Genomic DNA, 19233 nt, shown 5'->3' on the forward strand with positions numbered 1-19233 from the left:
CCATCGAGTCAGGAGGGAACCAGACATGCGCTACGGCCTGTTGATGCACTACCAGGAGGGCTCTGAGATCGGGTTGACGGAAGAGGACATGGCACCGGCCATGGCCGCCTTCCAGCAATACGCCGACGACCTGTCGGCCGCGGGCGTGCTCGTCAGCACCGACGTGTTCGAGTCCGTCGTCGCCACCACCACCGTCACCGCCCAGAGCGGCACCCTCGAGATACAGGACGGGCCGTTCGCCGACACCAAGGAGAAGCTCGGCGGCATCTTCGTCATCGAGGTCGACAACCTGGACGAGGCGCTGAAGTGGGCGCAGCGCAACCCCGCCAACAGCTGGGGCTGGGTCGAGATTCGCCCGGTGGGGCGGACCTACGCCGCGGACCGCGGGTGGTACACCCCTGAATGAGCCTGCCGACGTACGAGCCCGGGTGGCCGCTCTCACCCGGGACTCCTACGGCAAGCTGCTCGCCGTGCTGGCGGCGCCGACCCGCGACATCGCCGCGGCCGAGGACGCGCTGGCCGATGCGCTGGAACGCGCGCTGGTCCGCTGGCCCGACGACGGCGTCCCGACCAACCCGGAAGGCTGGGTGCTGACGGTAGCGCGCAATCGACTGCGGGACCTGTGGAAGTCTGCGGGGCACCGGATGACTGAATCGCTGAGTGAAAACGACTACGCTGCAACAGTTTTCGATGAGTCCCTGTCCGCCATCCCGGACCGGAGGCTGGAGCTCATGCTGGTCTGCGCGCATCCGGCGATCGCGCCGAACATCCGGACGCCGCTGATGCTGCAGTGTGTGCTCGGCGTCGAGGCCGCCGCCATCGCCACCGCGTTCGCGGTCGCGCCTGCGACGATGGCGCAGCGACTGGTGCGCGCCAAGAAGCGCATCCGCGACGCGGGCATCCCGTTCGTGCTGCCGGAGCGCGAGGATCTGGCGCGGCGACTACCCGCCGTGCTGGAGGCGGTCTACGGCGCCTATGCGATCGACTGGCAATTCGCACCGCAACGCGCATCCGTCGAATCCTTGGCGGCCGAGGCGCTGCACCTGGCGCTGGTGCTCGCTGAGTCGCTGCCCGACGATCCGGAGGTGCTCGGCCTCGCGGCGCTGGTGTGCCTGTCGGAGGCGCGCAGACCGGCCAGGCGGACCGCTGACGGCTGCTTCGTCCCGCTCGACGAACAGGACAGCCGACTGTGGGATCCGGCGTTGATCACGCGCGGCGAAGCGCTGCTGCGGCGGGCGCATCGATACGGCGCCCCTGGGCGGTTTCAGTACGAGGCGGCGATCCAGTCAGCTCATTGCGCGCGGGCGGTGCGCGGCGCTATCGACCTCACCGCGCTGCGGAAACTGCATCGTGCTGTGCTGCGGGTGGCACCGTCGCTCGGCGCGGCCGTCGCCGCGGCGGCCGTCGACGGCCAGATCGACGGCGCGCACGCAGGACTGCGCGCGCTGGACGAAATCGACGACCAAGCCGTGGCACGGTTCCAGCCGTACTGGACGACGCGGGCGCATCTGCTCGCCGAGGCGGCACGCCCTGCCGAGGCCGCGGACGCCTTCCGCAGAGCGATTGCACTCACCGCCGACGCAGGCGTGGCCGATTACCTTTTGCAGTGTTTGCGCACGATCACCGGTTGACCGGCCGATAGCTATGCCATAACGTTTGCTCGTGGAGTCTGACGCGGAACCGCTGCCTGCTGCAAGGGGGCGGGGCCGCCCAGTAGGTGCCGATTCGGCCGAGACACGTGCGCGCATCCTTCGCGCGGCCCGCGATGTGATCAACGAGCGGGGGTTCGAAGGCGCCAATTTCCAGGCCATCGCCTCCCGCGCCGGCATCAGCAGGCCGACCATGCACTACTACTTCCACGCCCGCGAAGAGATCTTCGAATGCTTGATCGCGGAGTCTTATTCGATTGTCGCCGACTGCATTGCGCAAGCGAAAGGCGAAGACACCCTGTTGAATCAGCTGTCGAAGTTCGTCATCGCGATGCACCGGTCGGGGCTCACAGACCGGTCGATGCTGCAGTTCGCGATCACCGCCAGGTTGGAATCCCGGCGCCGCTTCAGCCTGCGCGAGCAACCAAGCCCGGTGGTGTCGGCGGTGCACGGCTTCTACACCGCGATCGTCGAGCAGGCCGTCGCCCGTGGCGAGATCGCCGCAGACACTGACGTCGGCGCTGTGGTGAACTTGCTGCTTGCTTTGTTCCTCGGGATGGGTTTCTACGCCGGATTCATTGCCGATGAAAACGACATGCTAACCGTTGCCAAGCAACTTCATCGGCTGATAACGCGCGGATTGCTGGATCACCACAGGAACGGCCGTCCCCTTATCATTGCGCCGCCGGTTTCCGCCGGAACAGGCGTCGACGCGCTGCGACACACCTGGCCGGAACTGACGGGCTGACGACTCGCGGCAATCTTCTTTTCGAGGGAAACACCCGATTTCTTTCTGCTCCGGCCGCAATACCTTTCTGGGCATGGTTGGGATCTGGTTCGCAATCCTCGTCGCGGCGTTCATCGCGGCCGGGATTCTCACCCAAGTCGGCTGGGAACTGCGCCCAATGCCCACGGTGAAACGGGTGTTTCGGCGCGGACGCACGCGCGTCGATCAACCGTAGAGACACGCACCGCGACACGCCGGGATCTGTCGGGCCACGGTCATAGACTGGCCTCCCTATGAACTCTTCCTCCTTCGTGCACCTGCACAATCACACCGAGTACTCGATGTTGGACGGTGCGGCGAAGGTCAAGCCGATGCTCGCCGAGGCCCAGCGGCTGCAGATGCCCGCGATCGGGATGACCGACCACGGAAACATGTTCGGCGCCAGCGAGTTCTACAACGCCGCCACGGAAGTGGGCATCAAGCCGATCATCGGCATCGAGGCCTACATCGCGCCGGGTTCGCGCTTCGAGACGAAGCGCGTCCTGTGGGGCGATCCCAGTCAGAAGGCTGACGACGTCTCCGGCAGTGGGTCCTACACCCACATGACCATGGTCGCCGAGAACGCGACGGGATTGCGCAACCTCTTCAGGCTGTCCTCGCTGGCCTCGTTCGAGGGTCAGCTGGGCAAGTGGGCGCGCATGGATGCCGAACTCATCGCCGAGCACGCCGAGGGCATCATCGCCACCACCGGCTGCCCGTCCGGCGAGGTGCAGACCCGGCTGCGGCTCGGCCACGACCGCGAAGCGTTGGAGTCGGCGGCGAAATGGCGTGAGATCTTCGGTGCCGACAACTATTTCCTCGAGCTGATGGACCATGGCCTCGACATCGAGCGCCGGGTCCGCGAGGGGCTGCTGGAGATCGGCCGCAAGCTCGGCATCCCGCCGCTGGCCACCAACGACTGCCACTACGTCACCCGCGACGCCGCCCACAACCACGAGGCGCTGCTGTGTGTGCAGACCGGCAAGACGCTGTCGGATCCCACCCGGTTCAAGTTCGACGGCGACGGCTACTACCTCAAGTCCGCCGCCGAGATGCGGCAGATCTGGGACAACGACATCCCCGGCGCGTGTGACTCCACCCTGCTGATCGCCGAACGGGTGCAGTCCTACGCCGACGTGTGGGAACTGCGCGACCGGATGCCGATCTTCCCGGTGCCGGAAGGACACGATCAGGCGTCGTGGCTGCGTCACGAGGTCGACGCTGGCCTCGCGCGTCGTTTTCCCGACGGTGTGCCGCAGGAGTACATCGACCGCGCGGCCTACGAGATCGAAGTCATCTGCGCCAAGGGCTACCCGTCCTACTTCCTGATCGTGGCCGACCTGGTGGGCTACGCCCGGTCGGTCGACATCCGGGTCGGGCCGGGCCGCGGTTCGGCCGCCGGGTCACTGGTCGCCTACGCGCTGCGGATCACCGACATCGACCCGATCGAGCACGGACTCCTGTTCGAGCGGTTCCTGAACCCCGAACGCGCGTCGATGCCCGATATCGATATCGACTTCGACGACCGCCGCCGCGGTGAGATGGTGCGCTACGCCGCCGACAAGTGGGGCAGCGACCGGGTCGCCCAGGTCATCACCTTCGGCACCATCAAAACCAAAGCGGCGCTGAAGGATTCGGCCCGCATCCACTACGGCCAGCCCGGCTTCGCGATCGCCGACCGGATCACCAAAGCGCTGCCGCCGCCCATCATGGCCAAGGACATCCCGCTGTCCGGTATCACCGACGCCAACCACGAGCGGTACAAGGAGGCCGCCGAGGTTCGCGGGCTGATCGACACCGATCCCGATGTCCGCACCATCTACGAGACCGCCCGCGGTCTCGAGGGTCTGATCCGCAACGCCGGGGTGCACGCCTGCGCGGTGATCATGAGTAGCGAGCCGCTGACCGAAGCCATCCCGCTGTGGAAGCGGCCGCAGGACGGCGCGATCATCACCGGCTGGGACTACCCGTCGTGTGAGGCCATCGGCCTGTTGAAGATGGACTTCCTCGGCCTGCGCAACCTGACGATCATCGGTGACGCGCTGGAGAACATCAAGGCCAACAGGGGAATCGAGCTCGATCTGGAGTCGGTTCCGCTCGATGACCCCGCCACCTACCAACTGCTCGGCCGCGGTGACACGCTCGGCGTGTTCCAGCTCGACGGCGGGCCGATGCGTGACCTGCTGCGCCGCATGCAGCCCACCGGTTTCGAGGACGTCGTCGCCGTCATCGCGCTGTATCGGCCCGGGCCGATGGGCATGAACGCGCACAACGACTACGCCGACCGCAAGAACGGCAAGCAGGCCATCAAGCCGATCCATCCCGAACTCGAGGAGCCGCTGCGCGAGATCCTGGCGGAGACGTACGGCCTGATCGTCTACCAAGAGCAGATCATGCGCATCGCGCAGAAGGTGGCCAGCTACTCGCTCGCCCGAGCAGACATTCTGCGAAAAGCCATGGGCAAGAAGAAGCGTGAGGTGCTCGACAAGGAGTACGAGGGCTTTTCAGAGGGCATGAAGGCCAACGGGTTCTCGGCGGCCGCCATCAAGGCGCTGTGGGACACGGTGCTCCCGTTCGCCGACTACGCGTTCAACAAATCGCATGCCGCCGGCTACGGGCTGGTGTCGTACTGGACGGCCTATCTGAAGGCGAACTACCCGGCGGAGTACATGGCGGGCCTGCTGACATCGGTCGGCGACGACAAGGACAAGGCCGCGGTGTACCTCGCCGACTGCCGTCGGTTGGGCATCACGGTGCTGCCGCCCGACGTCAACGAGTCGAGCCTGAACTTCACCTCGGTCGGCGAAGACATCCGCTACGGCCTCGGGGCGGTGCGCAACGTCGGCGCGAATGTCGTTTCCTCCCTTGTCGCGACGCGCACCGCTAAGGGCAAGTACATCGACTTCTCGGACTACCTCAACAAGATCGACATCGGCCCCTGCAACAAAAAGGTGACCGAATCGCTGATCAAGGCGGGGGCGTTCGACTCGCTGGGACATCCGCGCAAGGGGTTGTTCCTGATTCACACCGACGCGGTCGACTCGGTACTGGGCACCAAGAAGGCCGAGGCGATGGGCCAGTTCGACCTCTTCGGCGGCGCGGACACCGCGACCGACGCGGTGTTCACCATCAAGGTGCCCGACGAGGAGTGGGAGGACAAGCACAAGCTGGCGCTCGAGCGCGAGATGCTGGGCCTCTACGTGTCGGGGCATCCGCTGAACGGCGTCGCGCACCTGCTGGCCATGCAGGTCGACACGCAGATCCCGGCCATCCTCGACGGTGACGTCGCCAACGACGCCCAGGTGGTGGTCGGCGGCATCCTCGCGTCGGTGAACCGCCGGGTCAACAAGAACGGTTTACCCTGGGCATCAGCGCAATTGGAGGACCTGACCGGCGGCATCGAGGTGTTGTTCTTCCCACAGACCTACTCGATGTACGGCGGTGAGATCACCGACGACGCGGTCGTGCTGGTCAAGGCGAAGGTGGCCGCGCGCGACGACCGGATCGCGCTGATCGCGCATGAACTCGTGGTGCCGGACTTCTCCAGCGCGCAGGTCGACCGACCGCTGGCGGTGAGCCTGCCGACGCGGCAGTGCACCGTCGACAAAGTGTCGGCGCTCAAACAGGTGTTGGCGCGGCATCCCGGCACGTCGCAGGTGCATCTGCGACTGATCAGCGGTGAGCGGATCACCACGCTGGAACTGGACGCCTCGCTGCGGGTGACACCGTCGTCGGCGTTGATGGGCGACCTGAAGGCGCTGCTGGGTCCCGGCTGTCTGGGCGGCTAGAACACGTAGCGCAGGATTCGGGCCTTGCGCGCGCCGGTCTTGCTCTTGCCGGTCAGTTTCGTCGCCACCCTGACCCAGCCCGGAAAGAGGTCGACCTCGGGCGCGTGGGTCAGGCTGGCCTCCTCGACCAACGTCATCCGCGGGTTCCACGTCTCGGGATGGTGCGCGTCCTTGAATCCTGCATAACCCCACTGGCTTCCGACATCTTTGAACATCTTTTGCGGGGCGACCTTGATGGCCAGCTCGCTGAACCACCCGATGCGACCGTAGTCGTTGAACGCCAACTCGCCGGTGCGGAAGTGCTCGGTGATCCGCCGGAACACGTCGACGATGACCGCTTCTGGAAGGAAGGCGAACAACCCGTCGGCGATCAGGATCGCCGGGCGATCCGCCGGAATCGTTTCCGGCCAACGCTTTTCGGTCAGCGACACCGGCACCGAATGCGAATGTGGGTCGGTGGGAAGTACCTCGTCGCGCAGCGCCATGATGCCGGGCAGGTCGACGCTGTACCAGTCCACTGAGGCCGGTGGCTGCACGCGGTAGAAGCCGCTGTCCAGGCCGGCGCCCAGGTCAACGACGACGGCGTCCGGATGCCGACGGATGAACGCGCGGACCCGGTCGTCGAGCATCTTTGCGCGCAGCGCGGTCTGGCAGATCACGCTGGTCTGCACGCCCAACCCGGCGAAGTCGTAGTCGATCTTGCCGACGACGTCGTCGGCGAGTGTGTCGTCGAGAATCGGTCGCGCCCAGCGACTGTCCAACGCTCTGGCGTATTCGGTGAGAAATGCGGTCTGTTCGACGGGTGTCAGCTCGGCGGTTGCGATTCGCATGACAGTGAACGTACTCCCGTTTCTCGGCTGAACGATCAGCCCAAAACGTTCACCGCCCTTGCGATTACGAGTCCAGCGGTGGTCAGTGCGACCATCGCCTGCACCGTCATCATCATCTTCGCCCACCGCGACAGCGGCATGGTGTCGGTCGGCGAGAACGCCACCACGTTGGTGAAGCTGACGTAGAGGTAGTCGATGAACGTCGGGCGCCACCCTGGCCTGGCCAGCTTTGCGGTGTCGGGATCCATCTGAGGGAACATGAAATCGGGGTACGGACGCGTCCCCGCGCGGCGCGCGAACGGGCCGCCGCGGTCCAGTTCCCAGTACCAGATGCCGAACACGATGATGTTGGTGACGAATATCGCCGAGCCGCTGCCCAGCAGCAGGGCGGCGTCATTGCTCACCGCGCCGGTGATGATGCGGGCGTCCAACACGATCGCCGACAGCGTGTTGTCCAACGTGATGGCGCCCAGCAACACCCAGGTCGCGTACTTGCCGAGCAGCGTCGAACGGGTCAGTCGCAGCGGGTTGAGCGCCACCAGCACGACCAGCAGGAGCACCTCGGCGATGACCAGCGGCCAGCGGGGAACCAGCACATAGCTCTTCGAGATCACCATCTGCAGCGTGATCGCGGCGATCAACGCGGCCAGCACCGGCAGCCGGCTCTCCGGATCACCCGGTCGAAGCCACGACGGGATGTGGCGTTCGGTGTGCGAGGCAAGCAGTTCGGCGCGCTTCACGAACTCGTCGACCGCCTTCGACGGTTCCGGTGTGGTGTCCATCAGGTCAGTGTGTGCGCCACGATGGACAGATGGAGTCGCGACACGTCAGCACATGGATCGAAGCCGGACCGGGAACCGTCTACGAATTCGCCGCCGACCCGCAGACCTGGCCGAGATGGGCGGCCGGGTTGGCCGAGGGCGGGCTGCGGCAGAGCGCCGACGGCTGGGTGGCCGACTCGCCGATGGGACAGGTCACCGTCGAGTTCACGCCGGCCAACGCGTTCGGCGTGCTCGACCATGTGGTGCGACTGCCGAACGGCGAAGCGGTCTACAACCCGATGCGGGTGATTCCGGGCGGAGTCGGTGAGGACCGCTGTGAGGTGCTGTTCAGCGTGCGCCGACGCGACGGTATGACGGAGGAGCAGTTCGACGCCGACGTCGCGGCGGTGGCCGCCGATTTGGAGACGCTGCGGCGGCTGGTGGAGGCCTAGCGGCGCTGGAAGGCGCCGAGCGTCAACCAGACCATGGTGCCTGCGGCCGCGGCGGCCAGTACCGACGGCGCGGCACTACCGGTCGCGACGGCGACGATCACCAGGACGACGAACGCAATGGCAAGCGCGAGCAGCTTGTACACCGGCCAGGCCACGCCGGCGATGCTGACTTCGTCGCGCACGGTCATAATTTGACGATAACTCGCAATCCAGTTTTCGGTCAACCGAAACACGGATCGGGGCGCCGCCTTTCCTAGCGGGTCTAAGCTGGCGAAATGCCACTTTCCGGAGACTACGAACCAAGCCCGTCGGACTGGGTGCGCGAGCACGCCGACAAGATCATGCAAAGCGGTACCACCGACGGTGTCGATATGAAGGGCAAGCCCCTCATCCTGCTGACCACGGTCGGCGCGAAGACCGGGAAGATCCGCAAGACGCCGCTGATGCGGGTTGAGCACGACGGCCAGTACGCGGTGGTGGCTTCTCTGGGTGGATCTCCGAAGAACCCGGTTTGGTACTACAACATCAAGGTCCATCCGCGCGTCGAACTGCAGGACGGCGACGTCACCAAGGACTACGAGGCCCGCGAGGTGGTCGGTGACGAGAAGGCCGTCTGGTGGGAGCGCGCCGTCGAGGCCTGGCCGGACTACGCGGAGTACCAGACGAAGACCGACCGGCAGATTCCGGTCTTCGTGCTCACCCCGATTTCCGGATAACCGCTGGTTGGTGGCACCATTGATCGGTGTCCGCTGAACTGAGCCAGAGCCCCTTGACTGGAGTGTCTATGCCGCTTCGCGCTGCAGACATCGACGAGGCCGCTCAGCGAATTTCCCGGGTGGTGCTGCGCAGCCCGCTGCAGTACAGCGAGCGGCTCTCGGAGGCCACCGGTGCCACGGTCTACCTCAAGCGGGAGGACCTGCAGGCGGTCCGGTCGTACAAGCTGCGCGGCGCACACAACCTGCTGATGCAACTGTCCGACGAGGAGATCGCCGCCGGTGTGGTGTGTTCGTCGGCAGGCAATCACGCCCAGGGCTTCGCTATGGCATGCCGCTCGATGGGCATCCACGGTCGCGTCTACGTGCCGGCGAAGACGCCGAAGCAGAAACGCGACCGCATCCGCTACCACGGACGCGAATTCATCGAGTTGATCGCGATCGGCAAGACCTACGACGAGGCCGCTGCGGCCGCCCTCGACGATGTCGCCAGGACAGGCGCGACGCTGGTGCCGCCGTACGACGATCTGCGCACGATGGCGGGCCAGGGCACCATCGCCGCAGAAATTCTCGCCCAGCTCGACGGCGAACCGGACCTGGTGATCGTCCCGGTGGGCGGCGGCGGGTGCATCTCAGGCATCACCACCTATCTGGCCGAGCGGACGACGAACACGTCGGTGCTCGGCGTGGAACCCGCAGGGGCGGCGGCGATGATCGCGGCGTTGGCCGCGGGGGAGCCGGTGACGCTGGAGCACGTCGACCAGTTCGTCGACGGTGCGGCGGTGAACAGGGCGGGGGCTCGGCCATACGCGGCGTTGGCCGCGGCCGGGGACATGGTGTCGATCACCACGGTCGACGAGGGCGCGGTATGCACCGCGATGCTCGACCTGTACCAGAACGAGGGCATCATCGCCGAACCGGCGGGTGCGCTGTCGGTCGCCGCGTTGATGGAGGCCAACATCGAGCCGGAATCGACTGTGGTGTGCTTGATTTCGGGCGGCAACAACGATGTCTCGCGCTACAACGAGGTGCTCGAACGCTCGCTGGTGCACCTTGGTCTCAAGCACTACTTCCTGGTGGATTTCCCGCAGGAGCCCGGTGCGCTGCGGCGCTTCCTGGACACCGTGCTGGGGCCCAACGACGACATCACGCTGTTCGAGTACGTCAAGCGCAACAACCGCGACACCGGCGAGGCGCTGGTCGGCATCGAGCTTGGCTCGGCCGCCGACTTCGAGGGCCTGCTGGAGCGGATGAAGGCCTCCGACATCCACGTCGAGACGCTGGAGCCCGGTTCGCCGGCTTACCGCTATCTGCTCTAGGGGGTGCAGAGTGACCGGGGGAAAGCCGAAACTGTACATCTTCCCGCATGCCGGGGGATCGGCGCAGTATTACGTCCCTTTCGCGAACACGTTCTCCGACAACGTTCAACGCATCGCGGTGCAGTATCCGGGACAACGCGGGACGCACGATCTCGCATCGTTCACGAGCATTGAGGACCTCGCCGATCAGGCATGCCGGTTGGTTTCGCCGCCGAAAGGCTCTGGCGATCCGGTCGCTTTCTTCGGCCACAGTATGGGCGCCCTGCTGGCGTTCGAGGTCGCGCGCCGTTTCGACGAGGCGGGTACACCGATCTGTGCTCTCTTCGTGTCCGCCTGCGCCGCACCGGGGCGGATCGGATATGACTACATCCCCGAGTCCGACCGCGGCCTGCTCAGTGCGGTCAGCGAGATGACGGGCGCAAACCCGGAGTTCCTCGAGAACGAGGAGTTTGCGGCGAAGATCCTGCCCACACTGCGCGGGCTGAGGGCCATAGCAAACTATGACTGCCCACCCGATGTTGCCTTGTCCTGTCCCATCTCCGCGTATCTGGCCGACAATGACGACGTCGCCACCTACGAGAAGGTGGTGCCGTGGTCGGAGCGCACGACGGCCGAGTTCACCGCCCGGGTATTCACTGGTCACCACTTCTATCTCGATGACCACTTGCCGCAGTTGGTCGGCGACATCGAGGAGAAGATCCTGTCGTGTTGCGATAGCCGATAGCTGGCCGCGCCTACCTGAACTTTTGAATTTATTGACGCGATTGTCAACTCCCTCAAGACCGTGGGCGAATCCGTGTGGCATCGCCTCCGTACCCAAATTGACGGCACCGACATGCCATACCGTCAATCAGCGCGACGTTAATGCCGTTAATCGGCGATCTGGGTAGCGCCGTCGATCGGCGCGCTCGGCCCCGACGACGCCTGCGCCGCTGCAAGACATACATCCAGCTAAAGACCGCGCGGCCGGTCAATGAACGATCATTGTGCGGCGGCTTTGACCATTTGACCGAATAAGATTTTGCCACTGTTGAATTGAATCAACGCTGACGTCAATAACGATTCAAAATACCGCACCATAAATCCGCGTTTTAATATTTAAGCGGCGCTTGCCCCGAATGGGCGGTCGGTAATACGACATCCCATTCCGCAGTTGCAAGGTCCCCGACGTCCCGATTTGGCAAAGTATGAGTCGATCCCGATATTGGGAATGTTGTCGCGATGCCGGGAGAGCGTTAGTCATCCCGAGTCACGAACTGTGGCGTACGGATGAGCCAAACTCGGGATGACTGCGGCGTCGATTGTCTTAACCCGGCGCTTGTGGTGCCAAGCTGCTGGCGGGCGGTGGAGTGGGCAATCTTACCGCAGGCTAAGCAAATGTTACTTGGCAGTTAGTTAAGAGTTTTCTTCGAAGGATGCGCCTAACTGCGCAAAGTTAGCAACAGTGTCTGACCGCGGCGCAGGGAGCGGTGTACGCCGCGCCGCTCCTACGTTATCGCTGCGGAGTACGTTGCGGTCGCATCTGCGAAGGGGTGCGATACGGTGGCGGCCACCCTCCGCGATCGGGTGCACGGCCCGTCTCTCGCGCACCGAGGCGCTTCGCAGCACCATCCGCGACATGGCAGAGACTAGCAAAGATTATGTGCCGCCATGCAGCATCCCGACCCAACGCCGTCAGCACTTTGACCTGCAGCAATTTCGCCTGACATGATCAAATCTCACGGGAGCGCTGCAAAGGCTTCTTGTTCGGCTTTTCACTATGCAAATAAATGGCCCGAACGCGCCTACTTCTACTTCAGAAAATTGGCAACACACATTCGCCAGGGCGTTGTAAAGTGACATTTTCCGTGGCCAGCAATCAGGACGGAAAGGTGTCGCGATGCCGGTGATCGAATCCTCCATCCCCGCTGCACTGCGAGAACAGGCGCGGCGACGACCCGATGCACCTGCTTTCACGTTCGTCGACTACGAACTCGACCCGGCGGGGTTTGCCGAGAGCGTGACCTGGTCTCAGGTGTACCAGCGCGTGCAGTCGCTCGCAGCAGAAATAATTTCGTGCGGCGCGCCGGGTGACCGCGTTGCGATCATCGCGCCGCAAGGTCTTGAATACATCGTCGGATTCCTCGCGGCGATGGAGGCGGGTTACGTCGCGGTCCCGCTGTCCGTCCCGGTGTTCGGCACGCACGACGAACGCGTATCGGCGGCCCTGAGGGACTGTTCGCCGGTCGCGATTCTGACGACGTCAGCTGTCGTCAGTGACGTCATTGCTTCCACTCGTGCCGAGCAAGACCTGGCTACGGTGGCGCTGATCGAGATCGATGCCCTCGACCTGGAGGCGCAGCCGACGCTGAACGTGAACAGGGTCGCGCAAGCCAAAATCGCTCTGCTGCAATACACCTCGGGCTCGACTCGTAAGCCGGCCGGTGTCGTCGTGACGCACAGAAACATCGTCGCGAACCTCGAACAGGTGTTCTCCGACTACTTCGAGGCATTCGGCAGCTTCCCACCTCCCGACATCACACCCGTGTCGTGGCTGCCGTTCTACCACGACATGGGCTTGCTCCTGGGCATCTTCGCGCCGGTCGCGGCTGGGATACACGCGGTAGTGACGAGCCCCATGGCGTTCCTGCAGAAGCCCGCGCGGTGGATCCAGCTGCTGGGTGGGCATACGCGGTCGTTCTCGGCAGCGCCGAACTTCGCGTTCGAACTGGCAGCGCGACGGACGACCGACGACGACATGGCCGGCTGCGACCTGGCCAACGTGCAGGGCATCATAAGTGGCAGCGAACGCATCCACGCGGCGACGATCCGACGGTTCACCGAGCGATTCGCCCGCGTCAACCTTCCCCGCACCGCCCTGCTGCCGTCGTACGGCCTGGCCGAAGCGACCCTGTATGTGACGTCGCTGGCGCCCGACCGCCCCCCGACGACGGCGTGGTTTGACTACGAGAAGTTGTCAGCAGGACATGCGAAGCGATGCAGCAGCGGTGGCGGAGTGGAACTGGTCAGCTACGGTGCACCGAGGGCCACCACGTTGCGGATCGTCGACTCGGAGACACGGGTGGAGAATCCGGCGGGCAAAGTCGGCGAGATCTGGGTACACGGCGACAACGTCGCTGCCGGCTACTGGCATAACCCAGAGGCCTCCGAGCGCACCTTTGGCGGCCAAATAGTAGAGCCTGCGGTAGGTACGCCGCACGGACCCTGGCTGCGGACCGGCGATCTGGGTGTCATATCGGACGGTGAGCTGTTCATCGTCGGCAGGATCAAAGACCTGCTGATAGTCGACGGCCGCAATCACTATCCCGACGACATCGAGGCCACGATCCAGGAGATCACCGGAGGTCGCGTCGCCGCGATATCTGTCCCAGGCGAGCGAAGCGAGCAACTGGTCGCGATCATCGAATTCAAGACACGGGACAGCTCCGCGGACGAGATGCGGGATCGCGTCCGAGACGTCAAACGCAGGGTGGCGTCTGCAATTTCGCGTTCGCACGGCGTGCGGGCCGCAGATCTGGTGTTCGTGCCGCCAGGTTCGATCCCGATCACCACGAGTGGCAAGGTGCGTCGTTCTGCGTGCGTGGAGCGTTATCAACAAGCCGAGTTCAGCCGTATGGATGTCTGCGTATGACGACGGCCGCCGAGTTGGGGGTTCGGCACTAAGTGATCGAGGTTGACGAATATCAGCTATAGGGGGGTGGGTTGAGCGCGATGACTGTTGCGCCGTCGGATCGTCGGGCGATCTTCGCTGAGGCACTTCGCAAGATTGATGATTTGAGTGCGCGTCTGGAGGTTGCCGAAAAGGGTGACGTCGAGCCGATCGCGGTGGTGGGGATGGGGTGTCGGTTTCCTGGTGGGGTGAGCACTCCGGCCCAGTTTTGGCGGTTGTTGCAGGACGGGGCCAGCGGCATCGTGCGGGTGCCGGCCGACCGCTGGGATGCCGATGCCCTCTACTGCGAGGATCACACGGTTGCGGGCACGATTTGTAGTCGGGAGGGGGGTTTTCTGACTTCGTGGCAGCCGGATGAATTCGATGCCGAGTTCTTCGGTATCTCGCCGCGTGAGGCGGCTGGGATGGATCCTCAGCATCGGTTGTTGCTCGAAGTGGCTTGGGAGGCATTGGAAAACGCCGGTATCACCGCGCAGGCGATCCGTGGGACACAGACCGCTGTCTTCGTCGGTTTGACGACCTATGACTATTCCTTGATCTACGTTGGAAGCTCGCGGCCGGAGGATGTTGACCCGTATGTCACGTTCGGGAATGCGGGGAATTTTGCTGCGGGGCGGTTGGCGTATTTCCTGGGTGTGCATGGTCCTGCGGTGGTGATTGATTCTGCGTGTTCGTCGTCGCTGGTGGCGATCCATTTGGCTTGTCAGAGTTTGCGTCGGCGGGAAAGTGATCAGGCGTTGGCTGCTGGGGTCAATCTGATCCTGAGTCCGGAAAACAGTATTGCGTGCTCGCTTTGGGGGATGTTGGCTCCTGACGGGCGCTGCAAAACTTTCGATGCCGACGCGGATGGTTACGTGCGTAGTGAGGGTGCCGGGGTGGTGGTGCTCAAGCGGCTCGGTGATGCGCTGCGTGACGGGGATTCGGTGTTGGCGGTGGTGCGTGGGTCGGCGGTCAATCAGGACGGTCCGAGCAGTGGGCAGACGGTGCCCAATGGTCCGGCCCAGCAGGCGGTGCTGCGTGCGGCGTTGGCGGCTTCGCGGCTAGAGCCGGGTGAGATCGATTATGTCGAGGCCCATGGTACCGGTACCGCGTTGGGTGATCCGATCGAACTGGACGCGTTGAGTCAGGTGTTCGCCGAACGCAATGGTGCGGCGCCGTTGGTGGTGGGGTCGGTCAAGACCAATTTGGGTCATTTGGAGTCGGCGGCCGGTATCGCTGGGTTCATCAAGACGGTGTTGAGCGTGCGTCATGGGCATATTCCGCAGCATTTGCATTTTAATCAGCTGACTCCGCATGCCAGTGCGGGCGTTTCGCGGTTCACCATCGCTGCGCAATCCATGCAGTGGCCGGCGGTGAGGCGGGCGCGTCGGGCGGGGGTGTCGTCGTTCGGGGTCAGTGGCACCAACGCCCATGTGGTGGTTGAGCAGGCCCCGACTCCCGAACCCGTTGCGGTGCAACCGGAGCCGGTGGTGAGCACACTGGTGGTTTCGGGCAAGAGTCCGGCACGGATCGCGTCGATGGCGGGGCTGTTGGCCGAGTGGGTGGCCGGCGAGGGCGCCGCGGTGGGGTTGGCCGATGTCGCCCACACGCTCAGTCATCACCGCACTCGGCACAAGTATTTCGCCGCGGTGTGTGCGCGGGATCGTGCTCAGGCGGTGGCCGGGTTGCGTGCTTTAGCGGCTGGTGAATCGGCGCCGGGAGTGGTCGATCCGCATGAGGGGCCACCCGGGTCGGGCACGGTGTTCGTGTATTCGGGTCAGGGTTCGCAGTGGCCGGGGATGGGTCGGCGGTTGTTGGCCGATGAGCCGGTGTTCGCCGCAGCGGTGGCCGAGTTGGAGCCGGTGTTTGTTGAGCGGGTGGGGTTTTCGCTGCAGCGGCTGCTCGCCATCGGTGCCCCGGTGTGCGGGGATGCGCAGGTGCAGCCGGTGATCATGGGGTTGCAGTTGGCGCTGACGGCGTTGTGGCGCTCGTATGGTGTGGAACCCGATGCGGTGATTGGGCATTCGATGGGGGAGGTGACCGCGGCGGTGGTGGCCGGGGCGTTGAGCCCGGCCGACGGTTTGTCGGTGATCGCCACTCGGTCGCGATTGATGTCGCGGCTGGCCGGTCAGGGCGCGGTGGGCCTGCTGGAAATGGACGCCGAGGCGACCACGGCGTTGATCGCCGACTTTCCTGAGGTGAGTTTGGCGGGCTACCTCTCGCCGCGGCAGACCGTGATCGCCGGGCCGGTGGTGTCGGTGGATGCGGTGATCGCCGCGGTGATGGCGCAGGAGCGGTTCGCGAGGCGGGTGAACATGGAAGTCGCCTCCCACACCGCGCTGATGGATCCCATCTTGGGTGAATTACGTTCGGCGCTGGCGGATCTGGCGCCCAAGGCCCCGACGATTCCGTTTCTGTCCACCATCACCGACACCACCACACCGGCCTTGGATGCCGCTTATTGGGTCGCCAACGTGCGCCAACCGGTGCGACTGCACCGAGCCATCGAAACGGCAGCGCAAAACCACGCCACCTTCATCGAAATCAGCCCACACCCCACACTCACCCACGCCATCTCCGAAACACTGGAATCCACCCCCCACCACAGCATCGGCACGCTGTCGCGCGACGGTGATGACACCGTCAGCTTCCACACCAACCTGAACAGCACCCACATCACTCAACCCCCCCACACGCCGCAACCGCCTGAGCGGCATCCCGTCCTGCCGAACACGCCCTGGCATCACACACAACACTGGTTGACAATCGAGAATCGGGTAACCGCAACGGTATCTGCGCCCAGGCCCGGCACCCTGCTCGGCGAGCACATCGCGGTCGCCACCACACCGCACGCACATCTGTGGCAGGCGCGACTGATGCCCGAGGCCCAGCCGCAGATTTCGACATCCGTGGTGCTAGAGACCCTTTCGGCCGCTGCAGCGGAATGTGACGCATCGATTCTGTCTGACGTCCGATTCGAGAATCCGATCGTCATCGACCAGGCGCGGGTCATCCAGGTGGTCGCTGACGGACAATCCGTCACAGTTTCATCGAGCCCCGCGGCCGAAACTGGTACGCGCCGTTGGGTAAGGCACGTCAGCGCCCGAATCACTTATCGTCACGACGAGCCGGGGCGCAACGGCGCCGACCACGACATCGGCGGCTACGAGACTGTGCCGGTCGACGAGGGTCAGCCGTGCGGGTGGTCGATCGGCTCATGCCGGGCGGCGCCCGGGAGGTTGCGCGCCGACGTGGCGTTGTGCGAAGTGTCGACGGTCGCATTGCTCGACGCCGCCATCCACGTCGGTGGCATGGTGGATGATTCCGACCCGCGGCTGATGTCCCCGCGCGCTGTGGAAAGGGTTTGGTTCGCACGCGAACTCGTCGATGACCATGCTTCCATCGAAATACACCGGTGTGGGGGCAGAGCCGATGAACTGATCGTTGATATCGAGGTGAAGACACCCGACGGCAGTACGTGCATCGACATCCGTTCACTTCGATACGCAGAGGCGGAGCCGGCTCCCGCAGCGGCGGCTCCGCTAGACGTTGACACGGTCCCGTTGGCGCACGCTATCCAGTGGCAACCGTGGGACGATCATACCGACGTGCAACCGGCGCCCGACGCACTGTGCACGCTCGCGGTCCTGGGGCACGACGATGCTGCCCGCACTCTGCGCGATCGGCTCGCCGATGCCGGGTACGTCGCGGCCGATGTCGCCGAGGCGCAATGTGTCCTCTATGTAGCCGACCCCGAGCGGGTGGCCGCCGATGAGACCGACATCGACTGCGCGGTGCGGTTGTCGACAGACGTTGCCGACCTCGTCCGCCGGTTGGCCCACGTGGATGTCAACCCGGCGACACTGTGGATCATCACTCGCGGCGTCCGCGAGGCAGTGTCCGCCGCAGCAGTGCGCCAGAGCAGCCTGTGGGGACTCGCCGGGGTCATCCGGGCGGAGCAGCCCCAGCTGTGGGGCGGCCTCGTGGACATCCCGGGTGAAGGCGACATAGGTGATTACGCGGAGGGGCTGGCCAGCTTGCTGCGAAAGCCGGCCAAGTCCATCCTCGCGCTGCGCGACGGCGAACTGCTCGCGCCCGGGTTGGCACCGGTTTGCGGTCAACCCCAGCGAGAACCGTTGCGGTGCTGTCCCGATGCTGCATACCTCATCACCGGCGGAATGGGCGCTCTCGGGCTACTGATGGCCGGCTGGCTGGCGGACCTGGGAGCACGTCGACTCATACTCGCGGGCCGCACGCCGTTGCCGCCCAGGCGCGACTGGGACAACGACACCAACGACGCAGACGTGCGCCACAAGATCGCCGCGATTCGCGCGTTAGAGAGGCGTGGCGTCTCCGTCGACGCCGTGGCTCTCGATGTCGGATCCCACGGCGCGGTACAGGCTCTGCTCGCCCAGCGCGACCACGACGGTGCGCCGCCTATACGCGGTGTCATACACGCCGCCGGGTTGACCGAAGCCCAACTCCTCACCGAAACAGAGGAGAGCCGTCTTCGGCGCACCATGTGGCCGAAAATCGCCGGCGCACAAGTGCTGCACGAAGCCTTTCCGCCGTGCAGCCTCGACTTCTTCTTCCTGATTGCCTCGGCCGGTACGGTGTTCGGTATACCCGGGCAGGGCGCCTACGCGTCGGCGAACGCCTACCTCGACGGCCTGGCCCGAGCACGTCACCAAAAAGGTTGCCACACTGTCAGTTTGGATTGGGTGGCCTGGCAGGGACTCGGATTCGCCACGGAGGCGCAGGTCGTCTTGCAAGAGCTTGAGCGGCTGGGCTCGCGGCCGGTCACGCCAGGAGAAGCCTTCATCGCCTGGGAGCACCTCGAGCGCTACGACGTCGATCAAGCTGTGATGGCTCCGCTACCGTCGTCCGACGGGACCGCGCCAGACCCGCATAGCAATTCAGTGAAGCTGACGTGGTCACAGATGCCTGCCGAGAACATGATCTGCGAACTCGAGAACGGGCTACGCAGCATTCTGGCCCGCGAACTTCGCATGCCCGAGGCGGAGCTCGATCTGGACCAGCCGTTCGCGGAGCTGGGCCTCAACTCTGTGATGGCAATGTCGGTCCGACGAGAGACAGAGCAGTTGGTCGGCATCGAGCTGTCGGTGACGATGCTGTGGAACCATCCTACGATCGCGACATTAGCGGGCCATCTCGCGAAGAAGCTACTACCACAGGAAGATTCGGACGACGACATCGACTTGCTGCCCGCCTCGGCCGGCAGTGTGCTGAATGAGTTGTTCGACAGTGTCGAATCGGCTCCTGCCGGTAGTGAGAGCGGTATCTGA

14 protein-coding genes are annotated in these 19233 nt (G+C 64.7%); 11 read left to right on the forward strand and 3 right to left on the reverse strand.

The window, feature by feature from the left end:
- Positions 1–25: 25 nt before the first annotated feature.
- The 5 genes from A5724_RS29100 to dnaE all read left to right on the forward strand — a co-directional run bounded on the left by A5724_RS29100 (position 26) and on the right by dnaE (position 6203).
- Positions 26–406: a YciI family protein gene (locus tag A5724_RS29100; RefSeq protein WP_067810475.1), complete on the forward strand. Its 381-nt coding sequence runs from the start codon at positions 26–28 to the stop codon at positions 404–406.
- Positions 407–428: 22 nt separating this feature from the next.
- On the forward strand, positions 429–1631 hold the full coding sequence (locus A5724_RS29105) for an RNA polymerase sigma factor (protein ID WP_232005017.1): 1203 nt from the start codon (positions 429–431) through the stop codon (positions 1629–1631).
- 31 nt (positions 1632–1662) lie between these two features.
- Positions 1663–2397, forward strand: coding sequence for a TetR/AcrR family transcriptional regulator (locus tag A5724_RS29110; RefSeq protein ID WP_197518814.1), 735 nt, complete (start codon positions 1663–1665; stop codon positions 2395–2397).
- A 73-nt stretch (positions 2398–2470) separates the two neighbouring features.
- Positions 2471–2611, forward strand: coding sequence for a hypothetical protein (locus A5724_RS34025; RefSeq protein ID WP_156752504.1), 141 nt, complete (start codon positions 2471–2473; stop codon positions 2609–2611).
- A gap of 58 nt (positions 2612–2669) precedes the next feature.
- A complete protein-coding gene (gene dnaE, locus A5724_RS29115; protein ID WP_067810481.1) occupies positions 2670–6203 on the forward strand; it encodes a DNA polymerase III subunit alpha in 3534 nt (1177 codons plus the stop codon).
- Here dnaE and A5724_RS29120 read toward each other — a convergent pair.
- Positions 6200–7033: a class I SAM-dependent methyltransferase gene (locus A5724_RS29120; RefSeq protein ID WP_067810482.1), complete on the reverse strand. Its 834-nt coding sequence runs from the start codon at positions 7031–7033 to the stop codon at positions 6200–6202. The genes dnaE and A5724_RS29120 overlap by 4 nt on opposite strands.
- 35 nt (positions 7034–7068) lie before the next feature.
- Positions 7069–7815 carry a hypothetical protein gene (locus tag A5724_RS29125; protein ID WP_067810484.1) on the reverse strand — a complete coding sequence of 249 codons (747 nt, stop codon included), beginning with the start codon at positions 7813–7815 and terminating at the stop codon, positions 7069–7071.
- 29 nt (positions 7816–7844) lie between these two features.
- Here A5724_RS29125 and A5724_RS29130 point away from each other — a divergent pair, with 29 nt between their 5' ends.
- Positions 7845–8246, forward strand: coding sequence for a polyketide cyclase (locus A5724_RS29130; protein ID WP_067810798.1), 402 nt, complete (start codon positions 7845–7847; stop codon positions 8244–8246).
- Here the strand turns inward: A5724_RS29130 and A5724_RS29135 are convergent.
- Positions 8243–8434 (reverse strand): hypothetical protein, encoded by a 192-nt coding sequence (locus A5724_RS29135; RefSeq protein ID WP_067810486.1) that lies wholly within the window; start codon positions 8432–8434, stop codon positions 8243–8245. The two genes, A5724_RS29130 and A5724_RS29135, sit on opposite strands and share 4 nt — an antisense overlap.
- 87 nt (positions 8435–8521) lie before the next feature.
- Here A5724_RS29135 and A5724_RS29140 point away from each other — a divergent pair, with 87 nt between their 5' ends.
- The 5 genes from A5724_RS29140 (at position 8522) to A5724_RS29160 (ending at position 19233) form a co-directional block, all read left to right on the forward strand.
- On the forward strand, positions 8522–8962 hold the full coding sequence (locus tag A5724_RS29140) for a nitroreductase family deazaflavin-dependent oxidoreductase (protein WP_067810488.1): 441 nt from the start codon (positions 8522–8524) through the stop codon (positions 8960–8962).
- A 26-nt stretch (positions 8963–8988) separates the two neighbouring features.
- Positions 8989–10278 carry a threonine ammonia-lyase IlvA gene (gene ilvA / locus A5724_RS29145; RefSeq protein WP_067810490.1) on the forward strand — a complete coding sequence of 430 codons (1290 nt, stop codon included), beginning with the start codon at positions 8989–8991 and terminating at the stop codon, positions 10276–10278.
- A gap of 10 nt (positions 10279–10288) precedes the next feature.
- Positions 10289–11002: a thioesterase II family protein gene (locus A5724_RS29150; protein WP_067810492.1), complete on the forward strand. Its 714-nt coding sequence runs from the start codon at positions 10289–10291 to the stop codon at positions 11000–11002.
- 1155 nt (positions 11003–12157) lie between these two features.
- Positions 12158–13909, forward strand: a complete 1752-nt coding sequence (locus tag A5724_RS29155) for an AMP-binding protein (RefSeq protein WP_067810496.1) — start codon at positions 12158–12160, stop codon at positions 13907–13909.
- Positions 13910–13989: 80 nt separating this feature from the next.
- Positions 13990–19233 (forward strand): type I polyketide synthase, encoded by a 5244-nt coding sequence (locus tag A5724_RS29160; protein WP_067810498.1) that lies wholly within the window; start codon positions 13990–13992, stop codon positions 19231–19233.

Source organism: Mycobacterium sp. ACS1612 (assembly GCF_001667505.1).
GTDB lineage: Bacteria > Actinomycetota > Actinomycetes > Mycobacteriales > Mycobacteriaceae > Mycobacterium.